This is a genomic window from Arthrobacter sp. NPDC057013, from assembly GCF_042674585.1.
Classification (GTDB): Bacteria; Actinomycetota; Actinomycetes; order Actinomycetales; family Micrococcaceae; genus Arthrobacter.
This window is the reverse complement of the sequence record NZ_JBHUSE010000005.1, coordinates 43,629-68,527: the sequence shown is the minus strand read 5'-3', so window position 1 is coordinate 68,527 and position 24,899 is coordinate 43,629. Positions and strand designations below refer to the sequence as shown.

General features: G+C 66.2%; 17 protein-coding genes. 4 read left to right on the top strand and 13 right to left on the bottom strand.

The window, feature by feature from the left end:
* Nucleotides 1-84: 84 nt before the first annotated feature.
* From ACFTSA_RS09030 to ACFTSA_RS09000, 7 genes are all read right to left on the bottom strand, one after another.
* A complete protein-coding gene (locus tag ACFTSA_RS09030; RefSeq protein WP_331571340.1) occupies nt 85-753 on the bottom strand; it encodes a lysophospholipid acyltransferase family protein in 669 nt (222 codons plus the stop codon).
* Nucleotides 740-1,456, bottom strand: a complete 717-nt coding sequence (locus ACFTSA_RS09025) for an HAD hydrolase-like protein (protein ID WP_377950944.1) — start codon at nt 1,454-1,456, stop codon at nt 740-742. The genes ACFTSA_RS09030 and ACFTSA_RS09025 overlap by 14 nt, the downstream gene beginning before the upstream one ends.
* Before the next feature lie 237 nt (nt 1,457-1,693).
* Complete coding sequence (gene uvrA / locus ACFTSA_RS09020; protein ID WP_377950943.1) at nt 1,694-4,618, bottom strand: excinuclease ABC subunit UvrA; 2,925 nt, start codon at nt 4,616-4,618, stop codon at nt 1,694-1,696.
* A 60-nt stretch (nt 4,619-4,678) separates the two neighbouring features.
* Nucleotides 4,679-5,059 carry a GntR family transcriptional regulator gene (locus ACFTSA_RS09015; protein WP_377950942.1) on the bottom strand — a complete coding sequence of 127 codons (381 nt, stop codon included), beginning with the start codon at nt 5,057-5,059 and terminating at the stop codon, nt 4,679-4,681.
* Complete coding sequence (locus ACFTSA_RS09010; protein ID WP_377950941.1) at nt 5,056-6,915, bottom strand: ABC transporter ATP-binding protein; 1,860 nt, start codon at nt 6,913-6,915, stop codon at nt 5,056-5,058. The genes ACFTSA_RS09015 and ACFTSA_RS09010 overlap by 4 nt, the downstream gene beginning before the upstream one ends.
* A gap of 13 nt (nt 6,916-6,928) precedes the next feature.
* A complete protein-coding gene (locus ACFTSA_RS09005) occupies nt 6,929-8,722 on the bottom strand; it encodes an ABC transporter ATP-binding protein (RefSeq protein WP_377950940.1) in 1,794 nt (597 codons plus the stop codon).
* Between the two features lie 122 nt (nt 8,723-8,844).
* On the bottom strand, nt 8,845-9,618 hold the full coding sequence (locus ACFTSA_RS09000; RefSeq protein ID WP_377950939.1) for a trans-aconitate 2-methyltransferase: 774 nt from the start codon (nt 9,616-9,618) through the stop codon (nt 8,845-8,847).
* 103 nt (nt 9,619-9,721) lie between these two features.
* Here ACFTSA_RS09000 and ACFTSA_RS08995 point away from each other — a divergent pair, with 103 nt between their 5' ends.
* The gene (locus ACFTSA_RS08995; RefSeq protein ID WP_377950938.1) at nt 9,722-12,268 is read left to right on the top strand and encodes a DEAD/DEAH box helicase; all 2,547 of its coding nucleotides are present in this window, start codon (nt 9,722-9,724) and stop codon (nt 12,266-12,268) included.
* Between the two features lie 43 nt (nt 12,269-12,311).
* Here ACFTSA_RS08995 and ACFTSA_RS08990 read toward each other — a convergent pair whose 3' ends face one another.
* From ACFTSA_RS08990 to ectB, 5 genes are all read right to left on the bottom strand, one after another.
* Complete coding sequence (locus ACFTSA_RS08990; protein WP_377950937.1) at nt 12,312-12,551, bottom strand: hypothetical protein; 240 nt, start codon at nt 12,549-12,551, stop codon at nt 12,312-12,314.
* 80 nt (nt 12,552-12,631) lie between these two features.
* Nucleotides 12,632-13,186, bottom strand: coding sequence for a hypothetical protein (locus ACFTSA_RS08985; RefSeq protein WP_377950936.1), 555 nt, complete (start codon nt 13,184-13,186; stop codon nt 12,632-12,634).
* Nucleotides 13,187-13,295: 109 nt separating this feature from the next.
* Nucleotides 13,296-17,645, bottom strand: coding sequence for a Pls/PosA family non-ribosomal peptide synthetase (locus tag ACFTSA_RS08980; protein WP_377950934.1), 4,350 nt, complete (start codon nt 17,643-17,645; stop codon nt 13,296-13,298).
* A 43-nt stretch (nt 17,646-17,688) separates the two neighbouring features.
* Nucleotides 17,689-19,200, bottom strand: coding sequence for an aspartate kinase (locus ACFTSA_RS08975; RefSeq protein ID WP_377950933.1), 1,512 nt, complete (start codon nt 19,198-19,200; stop codon nt 17,689-17,691).
* 76 nt (nt 19,201-19,276) lie between these two features.
* Complete coding sequence (gene ectB, locus ACFTSA_RS08970; protein WP_377951130.1) at nt 19,277-20,554, bottom strand: diaminobutyrate--2-oxoglutarate transaminase; 1,278 nt, start codon at nt 20,552-20,554, stop codon at nt 19,277-19,279.
* Nucleotides 20,555-21,086: 532 nt separating this feature from the next.
* Here ectB and ACFTSA_RS08965 point away from each other — a divergent pair.
* Entirely contained in the window at nt 21,087-22,034 is a 948-nt protein-coding gene (locus ACFTSA_RS08965) for a M20/M25/M40 family metallo-hydrolase (RefSeq protein ID WP_377950932.1), read from the top strand.
* Between the two features lie 53 nt (nt 22,035-22,087).
* Here ACFTSA_RS08965 and ACFTSA_RS08960 read toward each other — a convergent pair whose 3' ends face one another.
* Entirely contained in the window at nt 22,088-22,900 is an 813-nt protein-coding gene (locus ACFTSA_RS08960; RefSeq protein ID WP_377950931.1) for a 4'-phosphopantetheinyl transferase family protein, read from the bottom strand.
* Nucleotides 22,901-22,999: 99 nt separating this feature from the next.
* Between ACFTSA_RS08960 and ACFTSA_RS08955 the strand changes: the two genes are divergently transcribed.
* Together ACFTSA_RS08955 and ACFTSA_RS08950 are read left to right on the top strand one after the other, a co-directional pair.
* Nucleotides 23,000-23,500 (top strand): GNAT family N-acetyltransferase, encoded by a 501-nt coding sequence (locus ACFTSA_RS08955; protein ID WP_377950930.1) that lies wholly within the window; start codon nt 23,000-23,002, stop codon nt 23,498-23,500.
* Nucleotides 23,493-24,848, top strand: a complete 1,356-nt coding sequence (locus tag ACFTSA_RS08950) for an alpha/beta fold hydrolase (RefSeq protein WP_377950929.1) — start codon at nt 23,493-23,495, stop codon at nt 24,846-24,848. The genes ACFTSA_RS08955 and ACFTSA_RS08950 overlap by 8 nt, the downstream gene beginning before the upstream one ends.
* Nucleotides 24,849-24,899: the final 51 nt, after the last annotated feature.

Sequence of the window (24,899 nt, the reverse complement as noted above, 5' to 3'; positions counted from 1 at the left end):
GGGGCTGTGGATTGCCGCCGGCTGCACTGAGGGACCTGCCCAGCTGCACTGAGGGCCAACCGGCCCCCGGCGAAGGCAGCCCGTCTACTCGATGACCTTGCTCTGGTTGTAGCTGGTGGAGCGCTGCTGGCCGCTGAGCTCGGCAATGGCGTCCATAATCTTGTCGGTCACCTGGCGCCGGGCGGGAAGCGAATGGTCCGGGCCGGTCTTGTCGAAGTAGATCGGCTCCCCCACCTTCATGGTGAAATGCTGGGGCTTGACGGCGTTGCGGCCAGCGGGCTGCAGCTTCTCCGTGCCGATCAGTCCCACCGGAATCACCGGAGCGCCGGTGGTGAGGGCCAGCCAGCCGACGCCGGTCCGGCCGCGGTACAGGATTCCGTCGCGGGAGCGGGTGCCCTCCGGGTAGATGCCGATGCCCCTGCCGTCCTCCAGGATGTCCAGGAGCGTCTTGAGGGCCTGCACGCTGGCGGCCTGCTCGCCGCGCTCGACCGGAATGGAGCCCACGGCGGTGAAGAAGGACTTCATCACACGGCCCTTGAAGCCCTTGGTCGTGAAGTATTCAGCCTTGGCGAAGAAGGCGACGGGCCGGGGCATGAGGGCCTGGACAATCACGCTGTCCAGAAAGGAGAGGTGGTTGGGCGCCACAATGAACGGCCCGCTCTTGGGCACATTCTCCAGCCCGATGACGGTCGGCCGGCAGCTGCCGGAGATGAGGGTCCGCGTGGTCCAGCGGACGCCGTCAAACAGCTCCATCGTTGCGCACCTCGCTCAGGGCTGCGGAACGGACGGTTTCCAGCTCGTCCACCTTGTTGCGCAGGCCGTCGGCGTCATCCACCACGGCCACGGCTCCGGCCGCTTCCAGCTCGCCGTCGGGCGCGAAACCCCAGCTGACGCCGATGCAGTCGAGACCGTTGGCCAGCGCACCCGCCACATCCTGGGCACGGTCGCCCACCATCATGGCGTGCTGTGTGCCGAGGGCCGTCATGGCCGCGGCAATGATGCCGGCCTTGCCCACCGGACCGGCGGCAGCCGCGGTCTCGTCTGCGGCCGACCCCCTGATGGCGAGGAACTGGCGGGCGATCTTGTGGTGCTCAAGAACGATGTGGGCAAGGGCTTCCGGCTTTTGCGTCGCAACCGCCACGGGCCGCCCCGCCTCCACGTACTCGTCCAGCAGTTCGACAATGCCGGGGTACAGGCGGCTCTGGGCGATGCCGACGTCGAGGTAATGCATCCGGTAGGTGCGGATGACCGCCTTCAGCATGGCCGGGGGCACAGCCGCCACCTTCAGCAGGGAATCACTCAGCTTGGGTCCCACCATCGCATCGAGGAGGTCCTGGCTGGGGACGGGGAGGCCATGTTCCCGAAGGGCGGTGGCTATGCCGTCCGTTATTCCGCCGGCCGGATCGACAAGAGTGCCGTCCAGGTCGAAGATCACGGGCACTGTTGTTGAAGTCACCGGCTTAGTTTCTCACGATGGCACGCCTGCTCAAACTCGTATGCCGTCCAAGGAATACTTCCGCCCCTTATGTGGAGTTTTTATCCACGTATCGTGACTTCAGAGGCGCTTAGCCGCCATTATCTGGACAAAAACTCCAGGGGCGGAGGACGACGGCGGCCCGCCAGTTGGTCTGGCGGGCCGCCGTTGCGTCGGTGGTCCTGGCGTTCGTTCGACGTTGCGTACTGGCTGGCGTTCCTAACCGAGGATCTCGGCCAGGAACTTCGCCGTGTGGCTTTCCGAGGACTTGGAGACCTGCTCGGGGGTACCGGTGGCGACGATGCGTCCGCCGCCGGAGCCGCCGTCCGGGCCGAGGTCCACGATCCAGTCGGCGCTCTTGATGACGTCGAGGTTGTGCTCGATGGTGATGACGGTGTTGCCCTTCTCCACGAGTCCCTGCAGCACCATGAGCAGCTTCCGGATGTCCTCAAAGTGAAGCCCGGTGGTGGGCTCGTCCAGGACGTAGACGCTGCGCCCGTTGGACCGCTTCTGGAGTTCGGCCGCGAGCTTGACGCGCTGCGCCTCGCCGCCGGACAGCGTGGTGGCGGGCTGCCCGAGCCGGACGTAGCCGAGGCCGACGTCCACGAGTGTCTTGAGGTGGCGCGCAATCGGGGAGAAAGCGGCGAAGAACTCGGCACCCTCCTCGATGGGCATGTTCAGCACGTCGGCGATCGTCTTGCCCTTGTAGTGCACCTCGAGAGTCTCGCGGTTGTACCGCGCACCGTGGCAGACCTCGCACGGCACGTAGACGTCCGGCAGGAAGTTCATCTCGATCTTCAGCGTGCCGTCACCCGAGCAGGCTTCGCAGCGGCCGCCCTTGACGTTGAAGGAGAACCGTCCGGGGAGGTAACCGCGGACCTTGGCCTCGGTGGTCTCGGCGAAGAGCTTCCGGATGTGGTCGAAAACGCCCGTATATGTGGCCGGGTTGGAGCGCGGCGTTCGGCCGATCGGGCTCTGGTCCACGTGCACCACCTTGTCCAGGTGTTCGAGGCCCTGGACGGTGCGGTGGCGGCCGGCCACCTGTTTGGCTCCGTTGAGCTTGTTGGCCAGCACCTTGTAGAGGATCTCGTTGACCAGGGTGGACTTGCCCGAGCCGCTGACGCCGGTCACCGCGGTGAACAGGCCCAGGGGGAAGGCGGCATCAACGTTGACAAGGTTGTTCTCGCGGGCGCCGACCACCTTCAGCTCGCGCTTCTTGTCGTACTTGCGACGCTTCTTGGGGACGTCGATGCTCCTCCTGCCGGAGAGGTAGTCGCCGGTGAGGGACTCCGTGTTCGCCAGGAGTTCCTTGTAGGACCCGGAGTGGACCACCTGCCCGCCGTGCTCGCCGGCTCCCGGGCCGATGTCCACGATCCAGTCGGCCTCGTGGATGGTGTCCTCGTCGTGTTCGACCACGATGAGCGTGTTGCCCAGGTCCCGCAGCCGGGTCAGGGTCTCGATCAGGCGCCGGTTGTCCCGCTGGTGCAGGCCGATGGAGGGCTCGTCCAGGACATAGAGAACACCCACGAGCCCGGAGCCGATCTGGGTGGCCAGCCTGATGCGCTGGGCTTCGCCGCCGGAAAGGGTGCCGGAGGGCCGTTCCAGGTTCAGGTACTCCAGGCCGACATCCAACAGGAAGGTCAGGCGGGCCTGAATCTCCTTGAGGACCTGGTGGGCGATCTGCGCCTCACGGCCGGTCAGCACGAGGTTGTCCAAGAATGCTGCGCATTCCCGCATGGGCAGACGCGCGACGTCGGCAATGGACTTGCCGTTGATGAGGACCGAGAGCGACGCCGGGTTCAGCCGTGCGCCGTTGCAGGCGGGGCAGGGAATCTGCCGCATGTATTCCTCATAGCGGTCCCGGGCGTAGTCCGACTCGGTTTCGGTGTGCTTCCGGTGCACGTACTGCACCACACCTTCGAAGCCGGTGCTGTACTTGCGCTCCCGGCCGAACCGGTTGCGGTACTGCACCACGACCTTGTGGTCCTTGCCGTGCAGGACAGTCTGCCGGACGTCTGACGGAAGGTCCTGCCACGGCGTGGTCATGGAGAACCCGAGCTCCTTGGCGAGCCCGCCGAGCAGCCGGTTCCAGTACTCCGTGGTGGCGGTGCCGAGGGACCACGGCGCGATGGCGCCGTCCTCCAGCGCCAGCTCCGGGTTGGGAATGATCAGTTCCTCATCAACTTCCAACCGCGTGCCGATGCCGCTGCAGGCCGAGCAGGCACCGAACGGGTTGTTGAACGAGAAGGAACGGGGCTCGATCTCGTCGATGGCCAGCGGGTGCTCGTTGGGGCAGGCCAGGTTTTCCGAGAAGGCACGCGTGCGGTGGGGGTCGTCGGACTCAAGGTCGACGAAGTCGGCCAGGACGCGCCCCTCCGCGAGACCGAGCGCCGTCTCGATGGAGTCCGTCAACCGCTGCCGGATGCCTTCCTTAACCACGAGCCGGTCCACCACCACCTCGATGGTGTGCTTGAACTGCTTGCCCAGCTTGGGCGGATCGCTCAGCTGGATCAGGTCGCCGTCCACCCGGGCGCGGGAATAGCCCTTCGCCGTCAGCTCTTTGAAGAGGTCCACGAATTCACCCTTGCGCCCGCGCACCACCGGCGCGAGGATCTGGAAACGGGTGCCGTCCTCCAGCTCGAGCAGCTGGTCCACGATCTGCTGCGGCGTCTGCTTGATGACGGGTTCGCCGCAGACGGGACAGTGCGGACGGCCCACGCGCGCCCACAGGAGCCGCATGTAGTCGTAGATTTCGGTGATGGTGCCCACGGTGGAGCGCGGGTTCTTGCTGGTGGACTTCTGGTCGATCGAGACCGCGGGCGACAGGCCCTCGATGAAGTCGACGTCGGGCTTGTCCACCTGTCCCAGGAACTGCCGGGCGTAGGCGGAGAGCGATTCGACGTAGCGGCGCTGGCCTTCGGCGAAGATGGTGTCGAAGGCAAGGGACGACTTTCCGGAGCCGGACAGGCCCGTGAAGACGATCATGGCGTCGCGCGGCAGGTCGAGGTCGACGTTGCGGAGGTTGTGCTCGCGGGCGCCCTTAACCACCAGCCGGGACAGGTCCGGGCGCGCCGGTTTGGCGGGGCTCAGGGGGACGACGGCGGAGTGGGCAACAGCGGTTTCTTCAGCTACGGCTTTAGGCACCCACTAATGCTAGTCGAAAACTTCTTCGAATATCCACGCGGGTGTGCTACGACACTGCCCTTACTCGGCGTCGTAGGCGGCCGCCAGCAGGTGGACGGCCTGGGCGAAGGTTGCGCCCTGCGATTTGGCGGCGGCGGCATACTCTGCTGCGGCCTCGGACAAAGCGCCCCAGCGCTCGTCCCGGGCGCAGACCACCGTGCCGTTGCGGCCCTTGGTGGCGACGACGCCCGCGGCCTCGAGCTCCTTGTATGCCCTCGCGACGGTGTGGGGTGCGACGCCCAGGGTTCCGGCGAGGGCCCGCACCGCAGGCAGCCGCGTGCCCGGGGCAAGCTTTCCCTTGTCGGCCTGCTCGATCACGTGGAGACGCAGCTGCTCGAAGAGGGCCACCGAGCTGCCGGTGTTTGGCTTCCACTGTCCCGGGAAGGCATCGCCGGCGGTCACAGGCCGGACTCCCGGTAGCGCTGCTGGCCGGCGGCGTGCCTGCCGTGGTGCCGGCGGATGGCGCCGAGTTCGCGGTCCACCCCGCGGAACTGGGCCTCATAGAGGTGCCGGTAATGCCCGTCCACGGACAGCAGGCTGCTGTGCGTCCCCTGTTCAACGATGCGTCCGTGATCCATGACGAGAATTAGATCAGCGTCTCGCACGGTGGACAACCTGTGGGCAATGATGAAGCTCGTCCTGCCCTGCCTCAGGCGGTTCATCGCAAGCTTGATCTGCACCTCGGTCCGGGTATCCACCGAGCTTGTTGCCTCGTCCAGGATCAGGACGCTGCGGTCGGCGAGCCGGGCGCGGGCGATGGTGATCAGTTGCCTTTGGCCCTGGCTCAGCGAATCGCCGTCGTCCCCCAGGACCGTGGCGTAGCCGGCGGGCAGCGACCGCACAAAGTGGTCCACATGGCTGGCCTCGGCGGCTGCCAGGACCCGGTCATCATCGGCGCCCGGCCAGCCGTATTCGATGTTGTCGCGGACCGTTCCGCTGAACAGCCAGACGTCCTGCATGACCACTGCGAAATTGGACCGCAGCGAGTCCACAGGCACGGTGGCAATGTCCGTGCCGTCAATCGTGATGCGGCCCGAATCAAGTTCGTAGAAGCGCATGAGGAGGTTCACCACGGTGGTCTTGCCGGCACCCGTGTGGCCGACGATGGCCACGGTCTGGCCCGGCAGCACGGAGAAGGACAGCCCGCTGACGGCCGGCGAGCCCGGCGTGTAGGCGAAGGTGACGTCCTCGAAGTCAATCCGGCCGCGCAGGTTTTCCTGGCCGGCAGGGGCCGCCTCCTCGCGGGGGATCTCCGGCTCGTCAAGCAGCTCGAAGACCCGCTCCGCCGAGGCCGCACAAGACTGCATCAGGGTGAGCATGCCGCCGATCTGCCCCATCGGCTGGGTGAACAGGCGGCTGAACTGGATGAACGCCTGGATCCCGCCGATCGTCATGGCCCCTGCGGCCACCTGCAGGGCGCCCACGACGGCCACCGCCACGTAGTTGATATTGGCCACGAAGACCATCAGCGGCTGCACCGCTCCGGAAACGAACTGGGCGCGTGCGCTGGTGCGGGCCAGCCGGTCGTTGCCGCGGCCGAAGATGCCCGACGCCGTGTCCTGCTGCCCGAACGCCTTGATGACTTCGTGTCCGGTGATGAATTCCTCGATGTGGGCGTTCAGCTCCCCGGTGGAGGCCCACTGGGCGGCGAAGTAGGTCTGGGCCTGCCGCGCCATGTAGACGGTTATCAGCGTGGAGATGGGAACGGACACCAGGGCGATGGCCGCCAGCAGCGGCGAGATCCACAGCATCATCGCCAGTGAGCCGCACAGCATCAGGACGGACATGATCAGCTGCGTAAGCAGCTGGTTGAGCGCCTGGGAGATGTTGTCGACGTCGTTGGTGGCCCGGCTGAGGACTTCGCCCCGGGCCCGCTCGTGGAAGTGCGACGACGGCAAACGGTGCAGTTTGTTCTCGACGGCGGCGCGGAGGCCGAAGACCAGACGCTGCACCGCCTGGGCGGTCAGGGCTCCCTGGACCCAGTTGAAGACGGAAGTGCCGACGTACATCAGCGAGACCACACCGAGCAGCATGGCTAGTTTGCCGGCGTCGAACCTGCCGTGCATGAAACCGTCGACGACGACGTCGGTGGCGTCACCGAGGAGCTTGGGAGCGGCCACGTTGAGGGCGGCGAACCCGCAGGTTGCTGCGACGGCCAGGGCCATCCTGCCCTTGGACGGACGCAGCAGGCCCAGCAGGCGTCTGGCCGCCGGCAGGAAGCTGCCGGTGGTGCGTTTGGCTGCGTGCGTGCCCTTCATCACGGTTCGCCGCTCACGGCTGCTCGTCCAGGGCCAGCTGGGATTCGGCGATCTCCCGGTAGGTGGGAGACGACCGCAGCAGTTCGGCATGGGTTCCCTGCGCCACCAGCGTGCCTTCCTCCAGCACCAGGATCCGGTCCGCATCCATGATGGTGGGAATGCGTTCGGCCACCATCAGCACGGTGGCTGCCTCCAGCGCTGGCGTCAGCGCCTGCCGGACTGCAGCCTCGGTGGCGTAGTCCAGGGCAGAAAAACTGTCGTCGAAGAGGTACAGGTCCGCGGCACGGAGCATGGCGCGGGCGATGCAGAGGCGCTGCCGCTGCCCGCCGGAAAGCCCGGCGCCGCCCTGGGCGACGGCCGCCTGCAGCCCGTCCGGGAGCTTGCGGACGAAGTCCTCGGCCTGCGCCAGCTGCAGGGCCCGCCACAGTTCGTCCTCGGTAGCTTCCGGCGCTCCCATCCGCAGATTGCCCGCAACCGTTCCGGAGAACAGGTAGGAGTGCTGCGGCACCACGGAAATCCGCCGCCTCAGCCGCTCGGCGGGCAGGCCGCGGACGTCGGCTCCGCCGAGCCGGACCTCACCGGAGGTGGCGTTCAGAAACCGCGGCAGGAGATTCAGCAGCGTGGTCTTGCCGCTGCCGGTGGCCCCGATGATGGCCGTGGTGGTGCCGGGACGGGCAGAAAACGAGATGTCCGCCAGGACCGGGGACTCCGCCCCCGGGTAGGCGAACCAAACATGGCTGAACTCCACTCCCCCGCCGTCGCGGGTCTCAGAAGCAGCGGTTGCAGGCCGTATCCTCACCGGCGCCGTCCCGGCCTGGCGCGCTCCGGCAGGCCCTGCTGCAGCAGGTCCAGCCACCGCCGGGGTCACATCCAGCACGTCCTGGATCCGTTCCGCGCAGACGGCCGCGCGAGGTGCGGTGCTGAATACGTACATGGCCATCATGATGGCCAGCAGGATCTGCAGGATATAGGCGATGAAGGCGGTCAGGGCGCCCACCTCCATGGCACCGCTGCTGATCAGGTGCCCGCCGAACCAGACCACAGCCACGGAGGAGAGGTTCACCACGATCATGATCATCGGCAGCATGCCGGCCACCAGGAGCGCAGACTGGAGGTTGTTTCGGGTGAGCAGCCGGTTGGCTTCCGCGAAACGGGCAACCTCGTGCTTCTGCCGGACGAAGCCGCGGATAACGTTGGCGCCGATGATCTGCTCGCGGAGGATCCGGGTGATGCCGTCGATGAGCGCCTGCCCCTGCCGGTAGAGCGGAATGAGGCGCCGCACGATCAGGTACATGATGAGGACCAGCACCGGGACGATGACGATCACGACGGAGGACAGGACCGCATTCTGCTGGACGGCCAGGATGATTCCGCCGATGCCCATGACGGGCGCCGCCGCAAGCATGGTGAAGACCAGGACGGCAAAGGTCTGGATTTGCTGGACGTCGTTTGTGGCCCGGGTGACGAGGCTGGGGGTGCCGAAGCTGCCGATTTCCTGCGACGACATCGCCTGCACCTGGTCGAACAGCTCGCGCCGCAGCCGGTGGCCGATCTTCATGGCGACACCGGCGCCGAGGTACCCGGCGCCCAGGGCGGCTGCGGCCTGCACTGCCGTGATGATCAGCATCCAACCGCCAAGCCCCAGGATCACTCCGGGCTGATTGGCCAGGATGCCGTCGTCGATGATGCTGGCATTCAGGGTGGGCAGCAGCAGGTTTCCCGCCGTCTGCAGAACCTGCAGCACGATGATCGCCCAGACCTCGGCCCGGTGCTCGCCGAGGAGGCGGAGCATTAAGCGAATCAGCACGGCGCCTCCTCCATTGCCAAGGCGTACGGGAGCCCGTGCAGGCCCCCAATAGCCGCTTGGCCATTGTAAGCCAGATCACACGGGACGCGCGGGACATTGCCCTCGCGGCGGGTGCAGCGGCCCTAAAGCTTGCGTGCCACCGCGAAGATCCTGCGGAACGGGTAGACCGTCCCGTGCGCCGTAGCCGGATAGGCCTCGGTCAGCCGGGCGCCGTATTCGGCCTCGAATTCGGCGGCGTCCTCCGACGCCAGCGCCGCCAGCACCGGCCGCAGGCCGGTGCCGCGCACCCAGTCCAGCACCGGGTTGTCTCCGGAAAGCACCTGCTGGTAGGTGGTTTCCCACGCATCCGCCGCGCACCCGGCGTCGAGCATGATCTCCAGGTACCGTGCAGGCGCGGCAACCGCCTCGTCGTGCCGCAGCACGCCGGCGAGCTTGCCGGCCCACCTGGGCGACTCGGCGACGTCGCGCATCAGCGTGTGGGACGCGGAAGTGAAGTTGCCCGGCACCTGGAGCGCGAACCACGCGCCCGGCTTCAGCGCCGCCAGCCAGCCGGCCAGCAGTTCGGGGTGCCCCGGGACCCACTGCAGCGCCGCGTTGGTCACCACCACATCGGTGTCCGGAGACGGCTGCCAGGAGGCGATGTCACCGAGGCTGAACTCCAGCCCCGGCGCGGACTGCCGGTGCTGTTCGGCGGTGGCCAGCATCTCGGCGGAGGAGTCCAGGCCCACCACCCGCGCGTCAGGCCAGCGCGCCGCGAGCGTGGCGGTCAGGTTGCCGGGGCCGCAGCCCAGGTCCACCACCTCCCGCGGGGCGTCGGCGAGGACGCGGCCGGTCAGGTCAAAAAACGGACGCTGCCTGTAGTCGCCGAACTGGACGTATCTGGCGGGATCCCACACATGGCCTCCGGTTGCCTGTTGACGGTTTGTGCTGGCAGAGCGAGCCTAGCGCCGGGCCGGCCTGAAAACGTTGCGGGACGCGCTGGCACTAAGCTGGAAGGCAATGAAACTCGTTGAACAGCTCCCCGCCCCGTCCGCACGGATCGCCACCGGAACCGGCGCGGACCCGGACACGCTGTACGAGCGCTTCGTGGAGTGGACCGAAAGCCGTGGCCTGCAGCTTTACCCGGCCCAGGACGAGGCCATCATGGAACTGGCTTCCGGCGCCAACGTGATCCTCGCGACGCCCACCGGATCCGGCAAATCCCTCGTTGCCATCGCGGCGCACTTCCAGGCGATGGCCCGCGGCGAGCGTAGCTACTACACCGCGCCCATCAAGGCCCTGGTGTCCGAAAAGTTCTTTGCCCTCTGCGAGATCTTCGGTGCGGAAAATGTCGGCATGATCACCGGTGACTCCGGGGTGAACCAGGACGCGCCGATCATCTGCTGCACCGCGGAGATCCTGGCCAACACCGCCCTCCGCGAAGGCTCCGCTGCCGAGCTGGGGTCCGTCATCATGGATGAGTTCCATTTCTACTCCGACCCGCAGCGCGGCTGGGCGTGGCAGGTTCCGCTGCTGGAACTTCCGCAGGCACAGTTCCTCCTGATGTCCGCCACGCTGGGCGACGTCAGCCGCTTCGAAGCCGGAATGACCGAACTCACGGGACGGCCCACCACCACCGTCAGCTCGGCCGAACGCCCGATTCCGCTGCACTACTACTACCGCGAGACGCCGGTCCACGAGACCCTCGAAGAGCTGCTGGGCACCAGGGAGGTGCCGGTCTACGTGGTGCATTTCAGCCAGGCGGAAGCGATCGAGCGTGCCCAGACGCTCATGAGCATCAACGTGTGCACGCGCGAAGAGAAGGACAAAATCGCCGAGCTGATCGCGAACTTCCGCTTTGCTGCGGGCTTCGGCAAGACGCTGAACCGGCTGGTCCGGCACGGCATCGGCGTCCACCACGCGGGCATGCTGCCCAAATACCGACGGCTCGTGGAACAGCTGGCCCAAGCCGGCCTGCTCAAGGTCATCTGCGGCACGGACACGCTGGGCGTGGGAATCAACGTGCCCATCCGCACCGTCGTGCTCACCGCACTGAGCAAGTACGACGGCGTACGCACCCGGCTGCTCAACTCCCGTGAGTTCCACCAGATTGCCGGGCGGGCCGGCCGGGCCGGGTACGACACCGCCGGAACCGTGGTGGTGCAGGCGCCCGAACACGTGGTGGAGAACGTTAAGGCGATGGCCAAGGCCACCGCCAAGTTCGGCGACGACCAGCGGAAGCTGCGCCAGGTGGTGAAGAAAAAGCCGCCGGAGGGCTTCGTGTCCTGGGGTGAGCCCACGTACAACCGCCTGGTGGAATCCGTGCCGGAGCCGCTGAGCTCCAGCTTCACCGTGACCCACGCGATGCTCATGAACCTGATGGAGCGTCCGGGCGACCCGTTCGCCGCGGCCCGGCGCCTCCTCACGGAGAACCACGAAAGCCGCCCTTCCCAGCTGCGGCTCATGAAGAAGGCGCTGGGGATCTACCGGGAGCTGCTCGCGGCCGAGGTCGTGGAACGCATCCCGGCGGCGGAGCAGGGGGCGGACGGCCGCACGGTGCGCCTGACGGTCCACCTGCAGCCGAACTTCGCCCTGAACCAGCCGCTGTCCCCGTTCGCCCTGGCCGCGCTGGACCTGATGGATCCGGAATCGCCGTCCTACGCCGCAGACGTGGTCTCCGTCATTGAGGCCACGCTGGAGAAGCCACGGCAGATCCTGTCTGCGCAGCAGAAGAAGGCGCGCGGCGAGGCCGTGGCCGCCATGAAGGCCGACGGCATCGAGTATGAGCAGCGGATGGCCATGCTTGACGAGGTCACTTATCCCCAGCCGCTCGCGGAAATCCTGGGCGAGGCGTTCGAGATGTACCGCAAGGCGGCGCCGTGGGTGGGCGACTTTGAACTGGCACCCAAGTCGGTGATCCGGGACATGTATGAGCGCGCGATGAACTTCGGTGAGTTTGTGCAGTTTTACGGGCTTGCCCGTTCTGAGGGCATCGTGCTGCGGTACCTGGCGGACGGCTTTAAGGCGCTCAGGCAGACGGTGCCGCAGGATGCGCTGCGGGAGGACCTCGAGGACCTGATCGCGTGGCTCGGCGAACTGGTCCGGCAGGTGGACTCCAGCCTGCTGGACGAGTGGGAGGAACTGACCTCCGGGGCCGCCCCGACGCCGCACGACGCGCCCCCTCCCCCGCCGCCGTCGCTCACGTCCAACATCCGGGCGTTCCGGGTCATGGTACGGAACGAGATGTTCCGGCGCGTCGAGCTTTTTGCCGACGAGGACGCCACAGCGCTGGGCGAACTCGACGGCGACGCCGGCTGGGATGCGGCCCGCTGGGAAGACGTCCTGGACGACTACTTCGACGAGCACGACGACATCGGCACCGGCCCTGACGCCCGCGGGCCCGGGCTGCTCATCATCACCGAGGAGCCCGGCGTCTGGAAAGTCCGGCAGATCTTCGACGACCCGGCCGGCAACCACGACTGGGGGATATCCGCGGAGGTGGATCTGGCCGCCTCGGACGAGACCGGCACGGCCGTGGTCCGGGTGACCGGGGCGAACAGGCTGTAGCGGACAGGCCCGCGCGGAGCAGGCTGGGCCCAGCCGGGAGCCGTTAGCCGGCCTGGGCCTCGTCGTCGAGGGCGTCCTGGCGGCCGATGATTCCGGCGCCGACGACTCCGGCGCCCTCCTCGGCCAACAGTCCAGCGGCGTCGATGGCGCCGCCCAGGATCAGCGCGGTCAGGTCGGCCACGGCTTCCATATAGCTGCCGTGTTTGGGATTGTCCGCAAAGTCTTCGAGCCACTTCATGGCCACGCGCCCGACGAACTCCATAGTGCTTGTGTCATCGGCCATTGCGTTCTCCTAAGCTGAGGCTGGCTGACCTGTTCAGGCTATTTCGCCAATCTGAAACCTCCGTGTGAACGAGCAGTGTATTACCAAACAGCCGGGTCCGTAAACGGCTTTTGTGGGGCGTACCTCAGCAATTTCATGACCGTACTGGCCTGGACGGACGAGAACCGTTCTCCGGTGTCAGGATCGAGCCATGGCTCCGGGTCCTCCAAGGGCCCGGCAAGCTCCAGGACCGGCAGGGGCAGGGCGGGCGCCGTACCGTTCCCCGTGATCAACAGGTCAGGCCTGGTAGCGGGGTCGTAGTAGACCCGGCGCTTGCGATCGCGGGAAATTTCGTCGGGGCTGTGGCAGGTGTAGCCGGCCCAGTGGACAGGGTCGGCCTCTGTGTGAGGGCCTGCATGGGTGCTGGGGCCGGGCTGAATCTCCTGGCCGGATGGGATCCCGCGTCCGGGCGGGGCGGACTTTACGTACTCAACCCACCGGCCGGCGACCTCGACGTAGAGCAGGTCCCGCCCGCCGTCCGGGAAGTAGACGGTCACGCCCGCCTGCAGCCCTTCCGCTTGGGCCGCCAGCGGGCCTGTTCCCGGGCCGGCCTGCACCGCGGGCGGCATGCGGCCACCCGCCGTCGTCTCGTGCATCTGACTAACCACCGTCGGTACCGGTTCCTGAAGCTTGGCGGTGGCTGGGGTCAGCCGCGGGCGGGTTGCAGCGATTGGCGACGTCGCAGCCATGGGCCGGATGCGTCCGTCATCGTGACACCGTCCTCCGGTGCCGCTGGGAGCCGGCGTGTGACCTCCGGTGAGCATCGTCCCGCAAGGCTGCCACGGCGTCGTTCCGCCCGGTCGCCGTTGCCCGGTGGCGGGGATGCACGGATGCCACAGCGTCACGCCCGCCCTCTGCCCCCTCCCTGATTACGCCGGCCCTGTCCGCACCGGCCCTGTGCCGGGGCCCGCCGGCCAAGGCCGTCAATGGCACCGCGGTCCTCCGCAACCGGGTCACGTCACGGGCCGGGTTACCAACGAACACGGCATCCTCCGGAACTTCGGCGCCTTTCATCAGGAACGCGTCGGCGCCGACTGATGATCCGTTGCGCATTGTCACGCCGTAGTGGACGAACGCGCCCACACCCAGGAAGCACCGGTCACCCAGCACGATGTAGTCCGACTTGAAGGTTCCATCCTCCAGGGAGTGCCCCTGCATGATGGCACCCTCGTTCAGGGCGCAGTCGTCGCCGATGGTCACCAGTGTTTTCTCCGGGATGCCGGCCCCGGCGTCGTAGAGCCGCTTGCCGACCTTGACGCCCAGCAGCCGCCAGACCAGCGGTTTGAACGGGGTTCCGCCGAACCCTGCCGCGGTCATCAGTTTCCACAGCCGCTCATGGTGCCAGAAGTACCGGTCGTAGATGGAGCAGTACTGCGGTGTCAGAGGACGGAAACCCAAGACGGCATGCTCGATCAGCGCCGAAAACAGTACACGGAACAGCAGGAAGCCCACCATGGACAGCGCGACGGCCAGCACACCCAGGAGGCCGTGTGCAGAGGCAGCCACGGCGGTGCTGAGTGCTGCGGCAAACACCCAGAGCCAGTTCTCGGCCAGGAGCAGCACCATCGTGATGATGTTGTGCCGGTTTTTGGCCGGGAGGAGCCTGTTCTTGGCTTCCTCGGTCTTCAGCTCGTCGAACTCGGCGTCGCGCCGGACGGACCGGGGAATCTCGAACGCGGGCGAACCCAAAAGCCCGACGTCGGTCCGCACCGGTCCGTCGATCGGCACCATTACCTTCGTGGCCAGGAGGCAGTTCTCCCCCACGCGCGCGCCGATCGGAAACGTGATGTCGTTCCCCAGGAAGTTGCGGCCGGCCACCCGGACCCGGGAAACCCGGAACGACGTGCTGGAAAAGTCGGCGTTCATGATGTTGAGGCCGTCCGAGACCATGGTTCCGGTTCCCACGGTGCTCAGGAACGGGGATTCGTGGCCGACGGCGGGGCCGAAGTTCGATCCCGTCTGTTCCACTTTGCACAGATCGTAGCCCAGGGCCCGCAGGTAGTGCACGATGTAGGAGCTGTCGCCGAACAGGTTCAGATACAGCGAGGCATTGGAAATGCGCGAAATCATCCGCTGGATGGAAAAGTGCACCCCGTAGAGCGGGTAGACCTTGTCGGGCTTGAGGCAGAGATTGAGCAGGCGCGGAACGGTGAGGACGAAAACCATCCCGCCGATGACGCCGGCAAGAAACAGCACCATTGTGGCGGCCATGAACTGGAACAGGAAGTTCGCGTCGGTCAGATGGATGTTTTCCGGGTCCAGGTAGGTGGGCAGCAGATTGCCGAGCCCGGCGACGCCGACGGGGAGAACCACTACAAACCGGCTCGCCAGCTGGAACAGGCTGTAGATGACCCTTCGGCGGGTAGTGCAGTTCGCGGCGGGAACACGGCGGTAATTGGCCTTCGCCCGGACAGCGGGGGAACCGTGCCAGACCTCTCCGGCGGGCACAGCCATGGGCGTCTGCAGCGATGAGGCATGGCCCAGCTGCGCGTCGTCCCCCATCGAGGTCCAGATATCGAACATCGTGCTCTCCGAAACCAGGACGTTCCGGCCCAAGGTCACGCGGCCGGTCTCGATAACACCGGGGCGGGCCCGATAGCACAGGAAGAAGGAGTTCTTGTGGATGACGGTGTCGTCGCCCACGGTGAGCAGGTCCGGGCATGCCGGCACGGTCCGGGAGAAAATCACCACACCCTTGCCGATCTTTGCCCCGAGCAGGCGGAGGTACAGCACGTACAGCGGCGAGCCGGCGAACAGCACGAGGGGATTTGCCCGCGTCAGTGTTTTAACGGTCCAGAACCGGACGTAGTCCAGGCTCCAGATCCGGATTTGCCGCGGTTTCCAACGGCCGATCAGGACCCATTTGAGGATGACCGGGGTCAGTGAGAGCACCACGAACATGGCACCGGCCAGGCCGACGGAGCGCAGCCACGTGTCGAGGAAGCCTGTTCCCGTGGTGGACCAGCCGAACCCGATGACCAAAAGCCACGAGGCGTACATGATGTAGACGAGGAAGATGGCCAGCTGCATGACGCCGCACAGGACATACTCGAACGTGCCGGGGAGCGGAGGATCAGGTTCTGTCGCTGTTGGGTACCCCGGCTCCTGGGTCTCCGGGGTGCTTTCCGCCGCGGGTGCCGTGGCGTTGAGCACGCTGGCAAGCTGCCGGACTGTGGGGTTCTGGTAAACGTCCTGCATGGCCGGAGGCAGCAGATCGGTGTTGTTCCTGACCCGGGCACAGAAGTGCGCCATCAGCAGGGAGTTGGCACCCAGGTCGTTGAAGAAGTGTGCCTCCGTGGACACCCGGTCCTGCCCCAGGATCAGGCCCAGCTGCTCGGCCAGTGAGGCTTCTGCCGGCGTTTCCGGGGCGGTATATGTTCCGCTTGCGGCGAGGCTGATGCGTTCCGAGGGCTGCGGCAGCCGCTTCCGGTCAGCCTTGCCGCTGGCCATCGTCGGGATGGAGTCGAGCTGCTCGTAGTAGGCGGGCACCATGTAGCCGGGGAGCCTGGTGCGGAGCATCTGGTAAATGTCGTGTGCCGCGATGCTCCCGGCGTCGTGGCGCGGCGTGAAATAGGCCGCGAGTTCCACCAGCCCGGGCTCCGGTTCAAAAGTGTCGACTACGGCATGTGCGATTCCAGGGAACTGCAAAAGGAAGGACTCGATCTCCGCGAGTTCAATGCGGTACCCGCGGATCTTGACCTGGGTATCGATGCGGCCCAGGTACTCGATTTCGCCGTCCTTGTTGATCCTGCCCAGATCACCGGTGCGGTAGATCCTGCCCGATGGGTTGTTGCCGATGTTGAGGAAGTCCGGAACAAAGGCCTTCTCCGTCAGGTCCGGGCGGTTGATGTATCCGCGGGCCAGGCCGACGCCGGCAAGTCCGATCTCCCCTTGCTCTCCCTGCGGCAGCGAGCGGCCTTCGACGGGATCGAGGATGACGGCGGAGTAGGTGGGAAGCGGGACTCCCAGCGAGACAGGACTGTCCGGGTCCACCAGGGCCCACGTGGCTGTGACGGTCGCTTCGGTGGGGCCGTAGACATTCAGGAAGCGGCGCCCTGGGACATGCCAGCGGGTCACCAGGTCACGCGGGCATGCCTCACCTGAAACCAGCAGGAAACGCAGCTCGGGCAGGTCCTCGTCGATGGTGGCCAGCAGGGTGGGCACGCAGCACAGGGCGCTGATGCGCTTCGCAACGAGGTAAGCGGCAAGATCGGCTCCCAGCAGAGTGGACCCTGCGGGCTTCGGCACCAGGGTGGCTCCGGCGAGCCACGAAACCCAGATTTCCTCAACGGAGAAATCGAAGGCGATGGTCATCCCCTGATACACGCGGTCGGTGGGCTCGATCCCGTAGAGGGCAGAGGCCACCCGTACGAAGTTGCAGATGCTCGCGTGTTCGATCGCCACGCCTTTTGGCCTGCCCGTCGATCCTGACGTGTAAATAATGTAGGCGAGCTCATCCTTCGTTCCGCCCGGCAGGGTTTCTTCATTGAGGCGGCCAGGATCCTGGGCATCGACGTTGTCAGCGACGTCGTCCAGGCAGACCGTCAGCGCGGCCACTTCAGGCAGCAGGTCCCGCAGGTGGGAGAGGGAAAGGACAGCCGTCACGTCGGCGTCTTCGACAATGTACTTGAGCCGGTCCGGTGGGAAGCCCGGGTCCAGCGGCACATAGGCAGCGTGGATCTTCAGCACGCCAAGCATCGCGACGTAAGCGAAAGACGGCTGATCGAACAGCAGTGCTATCCGGTCCCCCGGCCGCGCACCGGAGTCGAGCAGGTAGCGTGCCAGCTGATTGGCCCGCCGGTCCAGCTCGGTGTAGGTCAGGACCGAGTCCTCGGCGTCAACCGCGAGCTGATCCGCGTGGCCCTGCTCCGCATACGCGTCACAGCGGTCTTCGAACAACTGGTTCAACCGTTCGCCCCTGCGCCACCGGACCACGTGGTCGGGAAAGGCCGACGTCAGGACCGGCCCTGCCCCGTTCTTGCCTGTTGTCAGGATTCCGCGAAGCTCGGCAGGGCGGAGGCCGGCGCGGCCCCGCGTTTTCACGTTTTTGGTCATTGTGCTGATTCCTTCATTGGAATTGATCCTCTGGAGCCCGGCCCTACGTTCGGCGTGTCAGCTTGGCCGGCGTGCTCCTTGAAGGGTGCTGATGGCTGGCGAGGCCGGGGCGCGGGCCGCGGGCGGCTGCGAGCCGCGTGCCCCCTGAGGTCTTAGCCGCGGCGGCGTCCGTGCTGAGGCCGAAGGCCGACCGGACTGCGCGGAGGGCACGCTCCAGCTGGTCGGCCCGGGTCAGTGCCCCGAGGCCGGTCTCTGAAATTTCGATGAGGTCCAAGTCCACCCGTGCCTTCGACAGCGCACTGAAAAATGTGGAGAAGACTGCGGGCGAGGATCGCATGCCGAGCCCGGACAGCATGACCTTGCCCGCGAGCCCGTTGTGCTGCAGCCCTTCGAAGCCGAGATCGGCCTGGTGGGTACGGAGCAGGGACAGGGCACCGGCAGCCTGGACGGCCGGCAGTGAAAATACGACGTCCGCACGCCGGGCCGTGCCCGGCTTCTTCTCGACGATTGACTGGACGCTGATCCCCCGCTGGGAAAGGCTGCGGAAGAGCGCCGAAATGCTGGCGGCGTCGTCGGGCAGCCCGGCAACCGTGATCTCAGCCAGTGCCTCGCAGCCGGTCACCTCGGTGATGACGGCCTGCTCGGGCGCTGGCCGTTGGAACGGGCTCCGGTCCAGGCCGGGCAGGATCAGGGTTCCCATCTCATCGGTAAACGACGACCTGACATGGATAGGAAGACCGAAGCGGCGGGCGTACTCAACGCTGCGCAGGTGCATGACCTTGCTGCCGCAGGCAGCAAATTCCAGCATTTCCTCGCTCGACAGGGCCGCGATCTTCCGCGCGGTCGGAACAATGCGGGGATCCGCGGTATAAACGCCGTCCACGTCTGTGTAGATCTCGCAGATGCCTGCCCCAAGGGCGGCGGCGAGTGCCACGGCTGTCAGGTCCGATCCGCCCCGGCCAAGCGTCGTCACCCGCCGGCCTTTCTGCGTCCTGCCCTGGAAGCCCGCCACAATCGGAACGGTGTCGTGGTCAAGGCAGGTCCGGATCCGTCCGGGCCGCACATCGGTAATGCGTGCCTTGCCGTGGACACTGTCTGTGATCAGCCCGGCCTGGCTGCCTGTGAAGGTCCTGGCCGCCTGGCCACAGTCCACCAGGGCCATGGCCAGCAGTGATGACGAGACAGCCTCTCCCATGCTGAGCAGGGCATCCAGCGCACCTGGGTTCGGATTCTGGGAAACACCTGCGGCCAGGTCGCAGAGCTGGTCGGTGGTGTCGCCCATGGCGGAGACCACCGCGACCACCTGGTATCCCGCCTCACGCGTTTTGGCTATCCTGCGTGCGGCCCGGCAGATGCCTGCGGCGTCGGCCACAGACGAGCCGCCGAACTTCTGCACGATCAGTGAGCCCCTCGGAACTGTCGGACCGGTGTCCTCATAAAAGGAGTGGGTCCACTCGTTCCAGAGCGGCCCCCTGGCTGTGGGGTGAAGCACACTTGTAGGCGGTGCAGATCCGATGGACCCGTCATCAGCCGGCTGTTCAAATGGCATGCTCATTGGATTTCCCGCGATCCTTACGTCGTCGTACGGCGGTTTTCCTGTTCAGGCGCAATCTGATGACCCTGGCGCTGGGTCAGGCCACAGTTTTCAGAACCGTCCTGCGGCCGGTACCGGTGACAGATTCGGCAGCGCCGGCGAGGATCGCCAGTCCACGGCCCAGGTCCTCAGCGCTGATGGTCAATGCCGGCATGGTCTTGAGGACCTCATCTTCCGGGCCCGAGGTCTCCACCAGGAGGCCGCGGGCAAACGATTCGGCTGCGATCTTTCCGGCCGTCTTGGCATCGGTGTAGTGGATTCCCGCCAGCAGGCCCCGTCCCCGGACGGTGGCACCGTCGGCCGCATCCGCGATCCGTGCCAGTCCGGCGTGCAACTGGTCTGCACGGGCCGCGATCCTGGCCTCGAAATGCCTGTCCTGCCAGAAGTGTTCCAGCGCTGCAGTGCCCGTGACAAATGCCAGGTTGTGCCCGCGGAAGGTTCCGTTGTGCTCCCCCGGTTTCCAGATATCCAGTTCGCGTTTGAACAGGGTGAGGGCAAGCGGCAGCCCGAAACCTGAAATGGATTTGGAGATACACACGATGTCCGGGACGATGCCTGATTCCTCGAAGCTGAAGAAGGTCCCCGTCCGCCCGCAGCCTGCCTGAACGTCGTCCACGATGAGCAGGATTCCGTGCTGTTGGCAGATGTCTGAAAGCTCCCGGAGCCAGGCAGCCCGAGCCGCCCTCAGGCCGCCCTCGCCCTGAACGGTTTCAACAATGATCGCGGCCGGCTTTTCCAGACCCGAACCACGGTCGTCCAGGGCCATCCGGAGCCATTGGAAGTCGGGCGCACCGCCGTCGAGGAAACCGTCGTACGGGATGCTGGATGCGTTGGTCAGGGGGACACCCGCGCCGTGCCGCTTCATGGAGTTGCCGGTCACGGCGAGCGAACCGAGGGTCATCCCGTGAAATGCGTTCGTGAAGCCGAGGACGTGGGGACGCCCCGTCACCTTTCTGGCCAGCTTCAGCGCGGCCTCAACGCAGTTTGTCCCGGTTGGCCCGGGAAACATCACCTTGTAGTCAAGATCCCGCGGCTTCAGGATCAACTCGTAAAAAGTCTCCAGGAACCGCCGCTTCGCTGCGGTTTTCATATCAAGGGAGTGGACCACCGCGCCGGAAAGCAAGTACTCCACCAGCGGACGGAGAAGCGCCGGGTGGTTGTGCCCATAATTCAGGGCGCCCGCACCGGCAAAGAAGTCCACGTACTCGCGGCCATCCTCGCTGTAGATCATGCTGCCGGCCGCGCGCTCGAAAACGGTGTTCCAGTTACGGCAATAGCAACGGACTTCGGATTCCAGGGATTCAAAAATATCCATCATTGGGGGGGTATCCTGCCAGCTGGTGTGTGAAGGGTGGCGGACATCGGCGTCCAGACCCAGTTCACTTTTCAAGAAAAGCCGCGCAGAGCGGCACATGTGAATACTGCGGCCACCGCTATTTCCCCAGCAGCGAATACCTGGATTTCCCCACCGCGAGTACTCCGAAATGCAGTTGAGGCTTCAAACCTGCTGCTTCGACAGTAGGCAGATTCCGTGGCCCACCGCAACCACTCTGAGTACCTGCATCCCGGGCACTGTTAGTACCTACTTACTCGCACGCGCGGCTATTTGTACGGGCCCTACCTGACTCTTGTCAAAGCCCTTCCGGGCGCCCCGCAGCAGGCGGTAGCTTTCAGTTATGGACGCGTTACGCTCGATGCGTAGACCGCGAAAGACCACAGCAGGAGCCCTGTTTGCTGTGGTCGTTGTGTTGTTGACAGCGTGTTCGTCGCCTGCAGGACAGGGCCCGGCCCAGGCGCCGCCGGCTGTAACCGTTCCGGCGGAAGAGTCGTCGCAGTCAGCCCGACCGGTGCCCACGGTGCCGAAGGCCGCCACACCCGCGCCAAAGGCCAAAGCCAGCCAGGTACTTGCAGCTTTCACCGGCAGGAACCTGACGAGGCACCTTGTGGCGCTGCAGAAGGCCGCGGACGACACCGGAGGAAACCGTGCGTCGGGCACCGCTGGCTACGAGGCCTCTGCCCGGTACGTTGAGGAGCAGCTGCGCGCCGCGGGTTACAAGCCCGTCCGGCAGGTCTTCACCTACCGCGACGACGATGTTGAGGTGGAGACCTTCAACATCCTCGCGGACACTGCGGGTGATCCGGCCCATACCATCGTGGTGGGCGGCCATCTTGACTCCGTACGCCGCGGACCCGGGATCAACGACAACGGAAGCGGCGTGGCCGCCATCATCGAAACGGCCCGCTGGATGGCGGAAACCGGAGTCCGGCCAAAGAACAGGGTGCGCTACGCTTTCTGGGGCGCCGAAGAGGTTGATCTGCTGGGTTCCAAGCACTACGTGGACTCCCTGAGCAGCAGCGAACTCTCCCAGACCATGCTGAACCTGAACCTGGACATGGTGGCCTCGCCCAACGGCGGACGGTTCGTCCACGACGGAGACGGGTCCACCTTCGGGCATGCCGGTCCCACCGGATCGGACGGGATCGAGCGTACCTTCCTGGACTACTTCTCGCAGAACGGACTGACCGCCGAGCCCACGGTGTTTGACGGCGGCTCCGACTACCAGCCCTTCCTGCGGGCCGGCATCCCCACCGGCGGCCTGTTCAGCGGCGATGTTGACCGGAAGACGGCAGACCAGGTCGAGGTATTCGGCGGGGTTGAGGACGACGATCTTGATCCCTGCTATCACAAGAGCTGCGACACCCTAACGAACATCGATCCGAAGCTGCTTAACGAAATGGCGGGTGCCCTGGGCTACGTCACTCTTGCCTACGCAATGACAACCCGCCCCGACTGAGTGCGGGACCCCGGCTGAGTGCGGGACCCCGTCTTCAGGGCAGGGGCTGCGGGCTAGGTGCGGGGCTTCAGACGAACCGCCATTGCCGCAGTGAAGGAATCAGGCAGCCCCACAGAACCTGGATCCACGGCGTCGACCAGCCAACGATCACGGCCGCCAGTCTGGCCCCCCACCAGAGGCATACCCCGCACGACTGGCCCGGCCGGCGCCTGGAGAAAGTCAGGCAGCAGTGGAACTGAGCCCGCCACGTCCACGAGACCCGGGTCGATGACGGCCAGTGCCCTGCCCAGCGCCTTGAGGACTGCCTCCTTGCGTGTCCACAGGACTGTCTGGACACCTGGCCGGAGTCCGGGCTCCACCCTATGAAGGTGTTCCCGCTCGCGCTCGGAAAGGGCAACGGCGCCGAACCCGTCGAAGCCTGCCGCGGTACTGCTCTCCAGGTCCACACCGACTCCCAGTACCTGCTCATCGGTTGTTGCGGCCAGCAGGCACCAGTCCTCTGCCCGGCTCAGGCTTGCCAGTACGGTGGTCCCGGACGGACCGGCCTGATAGCGGGGAGTCCCGTGCACGTGGTCGTCCCGCGTGCACTCCCGGCAGATGTAGTCAGCCCGCAGTGCCCGGGCACCGACTCCGGCAGCGGCTGCGGCATGGCGGCGCAACGCAATGCGTCCGGCCAGGAACCTGTCCTGCTGCAGTTCGGTACGGAATGACGCCGCCCGCTGGCGTTCGGCGTCGTCCAAGGTAGCGGCCTGCCGAAGGTCCACGCCGGATAGCTGCACGGCGGCCAGGAGGATCCGGCCAGTATCTGGCTCGGCATGCCTTTCGATGCCCCCGCCGGGAGGGGGTCTGCCGGGTTGATAAGTCATTGGAATCAATAGCCTATACTTCTGTGGCACGCCGCCGCGCAGCCTTCCCGCGCGCTGCCGGCCTGATCCGGCAAGCCCGGACCCAGTAAGCTCGAACCCATGAGTGTAATACGCCCGGCAACACCCGCCGACGTTCCCGTCATCCTGCGGCTGATCCACGAACTGGCTGTCTACGAAAAGGAGCCGGACGCTGTCCGCAACACCCCCGAGATGCTCACCGAGGCGCTCTTCGGCAGCAACCCCCGCGTGTACGCCAACATGGCCGAGAACGAGGACGGCGAGGTGCGTGGCTTCGCACTCTGGTTCCTGAACTACTCCACGTGGGAGGGCGTGCACGGGATCTACCTGGAGGACCTCTACGTCACCCCGGAGGCACGCGGCGAGGGCCACGGAAAGGCGCTGTTGCAGCATCTGGCAGCGACCGCCGTCGAACGCGGTTACGCGCGCGTCGAATGGAGCGTCCTGGACTGGAACGAACCGTCCATCAACTTCTACCGGAAGCTCGGCGCGTTCCCGATGGAGGAATGGTCCACGTTCCGGCTGACCGGAACGGCGCTGGCCGAATTCGGCAGCCGCAGCGAGGTTGGTGTCCATGGCTGAGGCCGCGCTGGACACCACTGCTCGGAAGGACCCTGTCCATACAGTCCGTGCCCGCCACAAGTTCCGCGGCATGCGCACGGCAGAACACTACTTCACGGTGCCGCTGGACCATTTTGCCGGGGCTGGCGACGAGGACGCGGACGAGACCATCACGGTCTTCGCCCGGGAATACGTGTCCACCGACCACAGCGAGGCAGAGGCGGCCGAACTGCCGTGGCTCCTCTACCTGCAGGGCGGCCCCGGCGGCCGCGGCAACCGCTTCGCGTCGCTGGGCGGCTGGAGCAAGGCGGCCGCAAAGGACTTCCGCATCCTGATGCTGGACCAGCGGGGCACCGGCCTCTCCTCCCCCATTGACCGCAACACCCTGCCGCTGCGCGGTGACGCCGCGGCGCAAGCGAAGTACCTTGAGCATTTCCGGGCGGACTCGATCGTTGCCGACGCCGAGCTGATCCGCCAAGTGCTCGGTTCCGGTCCGTGGACTGTCTACGGGCAGAGCTATGGCGGCTTCTGTGCGCTCACGTACCTGTCGTTCGCGCCCGCCGGGCTGCGCGAGGTGCTGATCACCGGCGGGCTCGCCCCCCTGACCGGTTCCCCCGAGCGGGTCTACCGGGAGACGTTCAAGCGGGTCGCAGCCCGCAACGCCGAGTACTTCGGCTGGTACCCCGAGGACCGGGACGCCGTCAACCGGATCGCCGGTCACCTCCGCAGCACCGCGGAGTACCTTCCGGACGGCTCCCCGCTCACGGTGGAGCGGTTCCAAATGGTGGGATCCTACCTCGGCGGGAACACGCGGGTGGACAACCTGCACAACCTGCTGGAGGACGCCTTCGTGGAGACGCCGGGCGGTCCCCGGCTCTCCGACCCGTTCCTGGAGCAGGTCCGCAGCCTGGTTTCGCGCGCAGCCAACCCGCTGTATGCGCTGATGCATGAATCCATCTACGGCCAGGGTCCGGCGACGGGCTGGGCGGCCTGGCGGGTCCTTGAGGAGTTCCCCGAGTTCAGCCCGGACGCCGCCGAGATCCTTCTCACCGGCGAGATGGTCTACCCGTGGTACTTCGAGCAGGATCCCGCCCTCAGTCCGCTGAAGGACGTGGCGGAACTGCTGGCGGCCAAGGGCGACTGGAAGCCGCTGTACGACACGCACCAGCTGGCAGCCAACACCGTTCCGGCCGCCGCTGCCGTCTACCGCGATGATATCTATGTGGATCACGGGCTCTCCCTGGAGACCGCCGCCGCCGTCCGCAAGCTTAAGACCTGGGAGACCGGGGAGTTCCACCACGACGGCATTGCCGACGACGGCGAAGCCATCTTCGGGCGGCTGCTGGGCATGGTCCGCTCCGCCCGCTGAAGCCCGCGCGAACGGGCACTTATGCCGCGCGAACCGGCAGGTAATGCCCGC

Coding starts and splice junctions, on each gene's coding strand:
- ACFTSA_RS09030 (WP_331571340.1), bottom strand. CDS start 753: ATGGAGCTGTTTGACGGCGTCCGCTGGACCACGCGGACCCTCATCTCC.
- ACFTSA_RS09010 (WP_377950941.1), bottom strand. CDS start 6,915: ATGAAGGGCACGCACGCAGCCAAACGCACCACCGGCAGCTTCCTGCCG.
- ACFTSA_RS08995 (WP_377950938.1), top strand. CDS start 9,722: ATGAAACTCGTTGAACAGCTCCCCGCCCCGTCCGCACGGATCGCCACC.
- ACFTSA_RS08990 (WP_377950937.1), bottom strand. CDS start 12,551: ATGGCCGATGACACAAGCACTATGGAGTTCGTCGGGCGCGTGGCCATG.
- ACFTSA_RS08985 (WP_377950936.1), bottom strand. CDS start 13,186: ATGCACGAGACGACGGCGGGTGGCCGCATGCCGCCCGCGGTGCAGGCC.
- ACFTSA_RS08980 (WP_377950934.1), bottom strand. CDS start 17,645: ATGACCAAAAACGTGAAAACGCGGGGCCGCGCCGGCCTCCGCCCTGCC.
- ACFTSA_RS08975 (WP_377950933.1), bottom strand. CDS start 19,200: ATGAGCATGCCATTTGAACAGCCGGCTGATGACGGGTCCATCGGATCT.
- ectB (WP_377951130.1), bottom strand. CDS start 20,554: ATGGATATTTTTGAATCCCTGGAATCCGAAGTCCGTTGCTATTGCCGT.
- ACFTSA_RS08960 (WP_377950931.1), bottom strand. CDS start 22,900: ATGACTTATCAACCCGGCAGACCCCCTCCCGGCGGGGGCATCGAAAGG.
- ACFTSA_RS08955 (WP_377950930.1), top strand. CDS start 23,000: ATGAGTGTAATACGCCCGGCAACACCCGCCGACGTTCCCGTCATCCTG.
- ACFTSA_RS08950 (WP_377950929.1), top strand. CDS start 23,493: ATGGCTGAGGCCGCGCTGGACACCACTGCTCGGAAGGACCCTGTCCAT.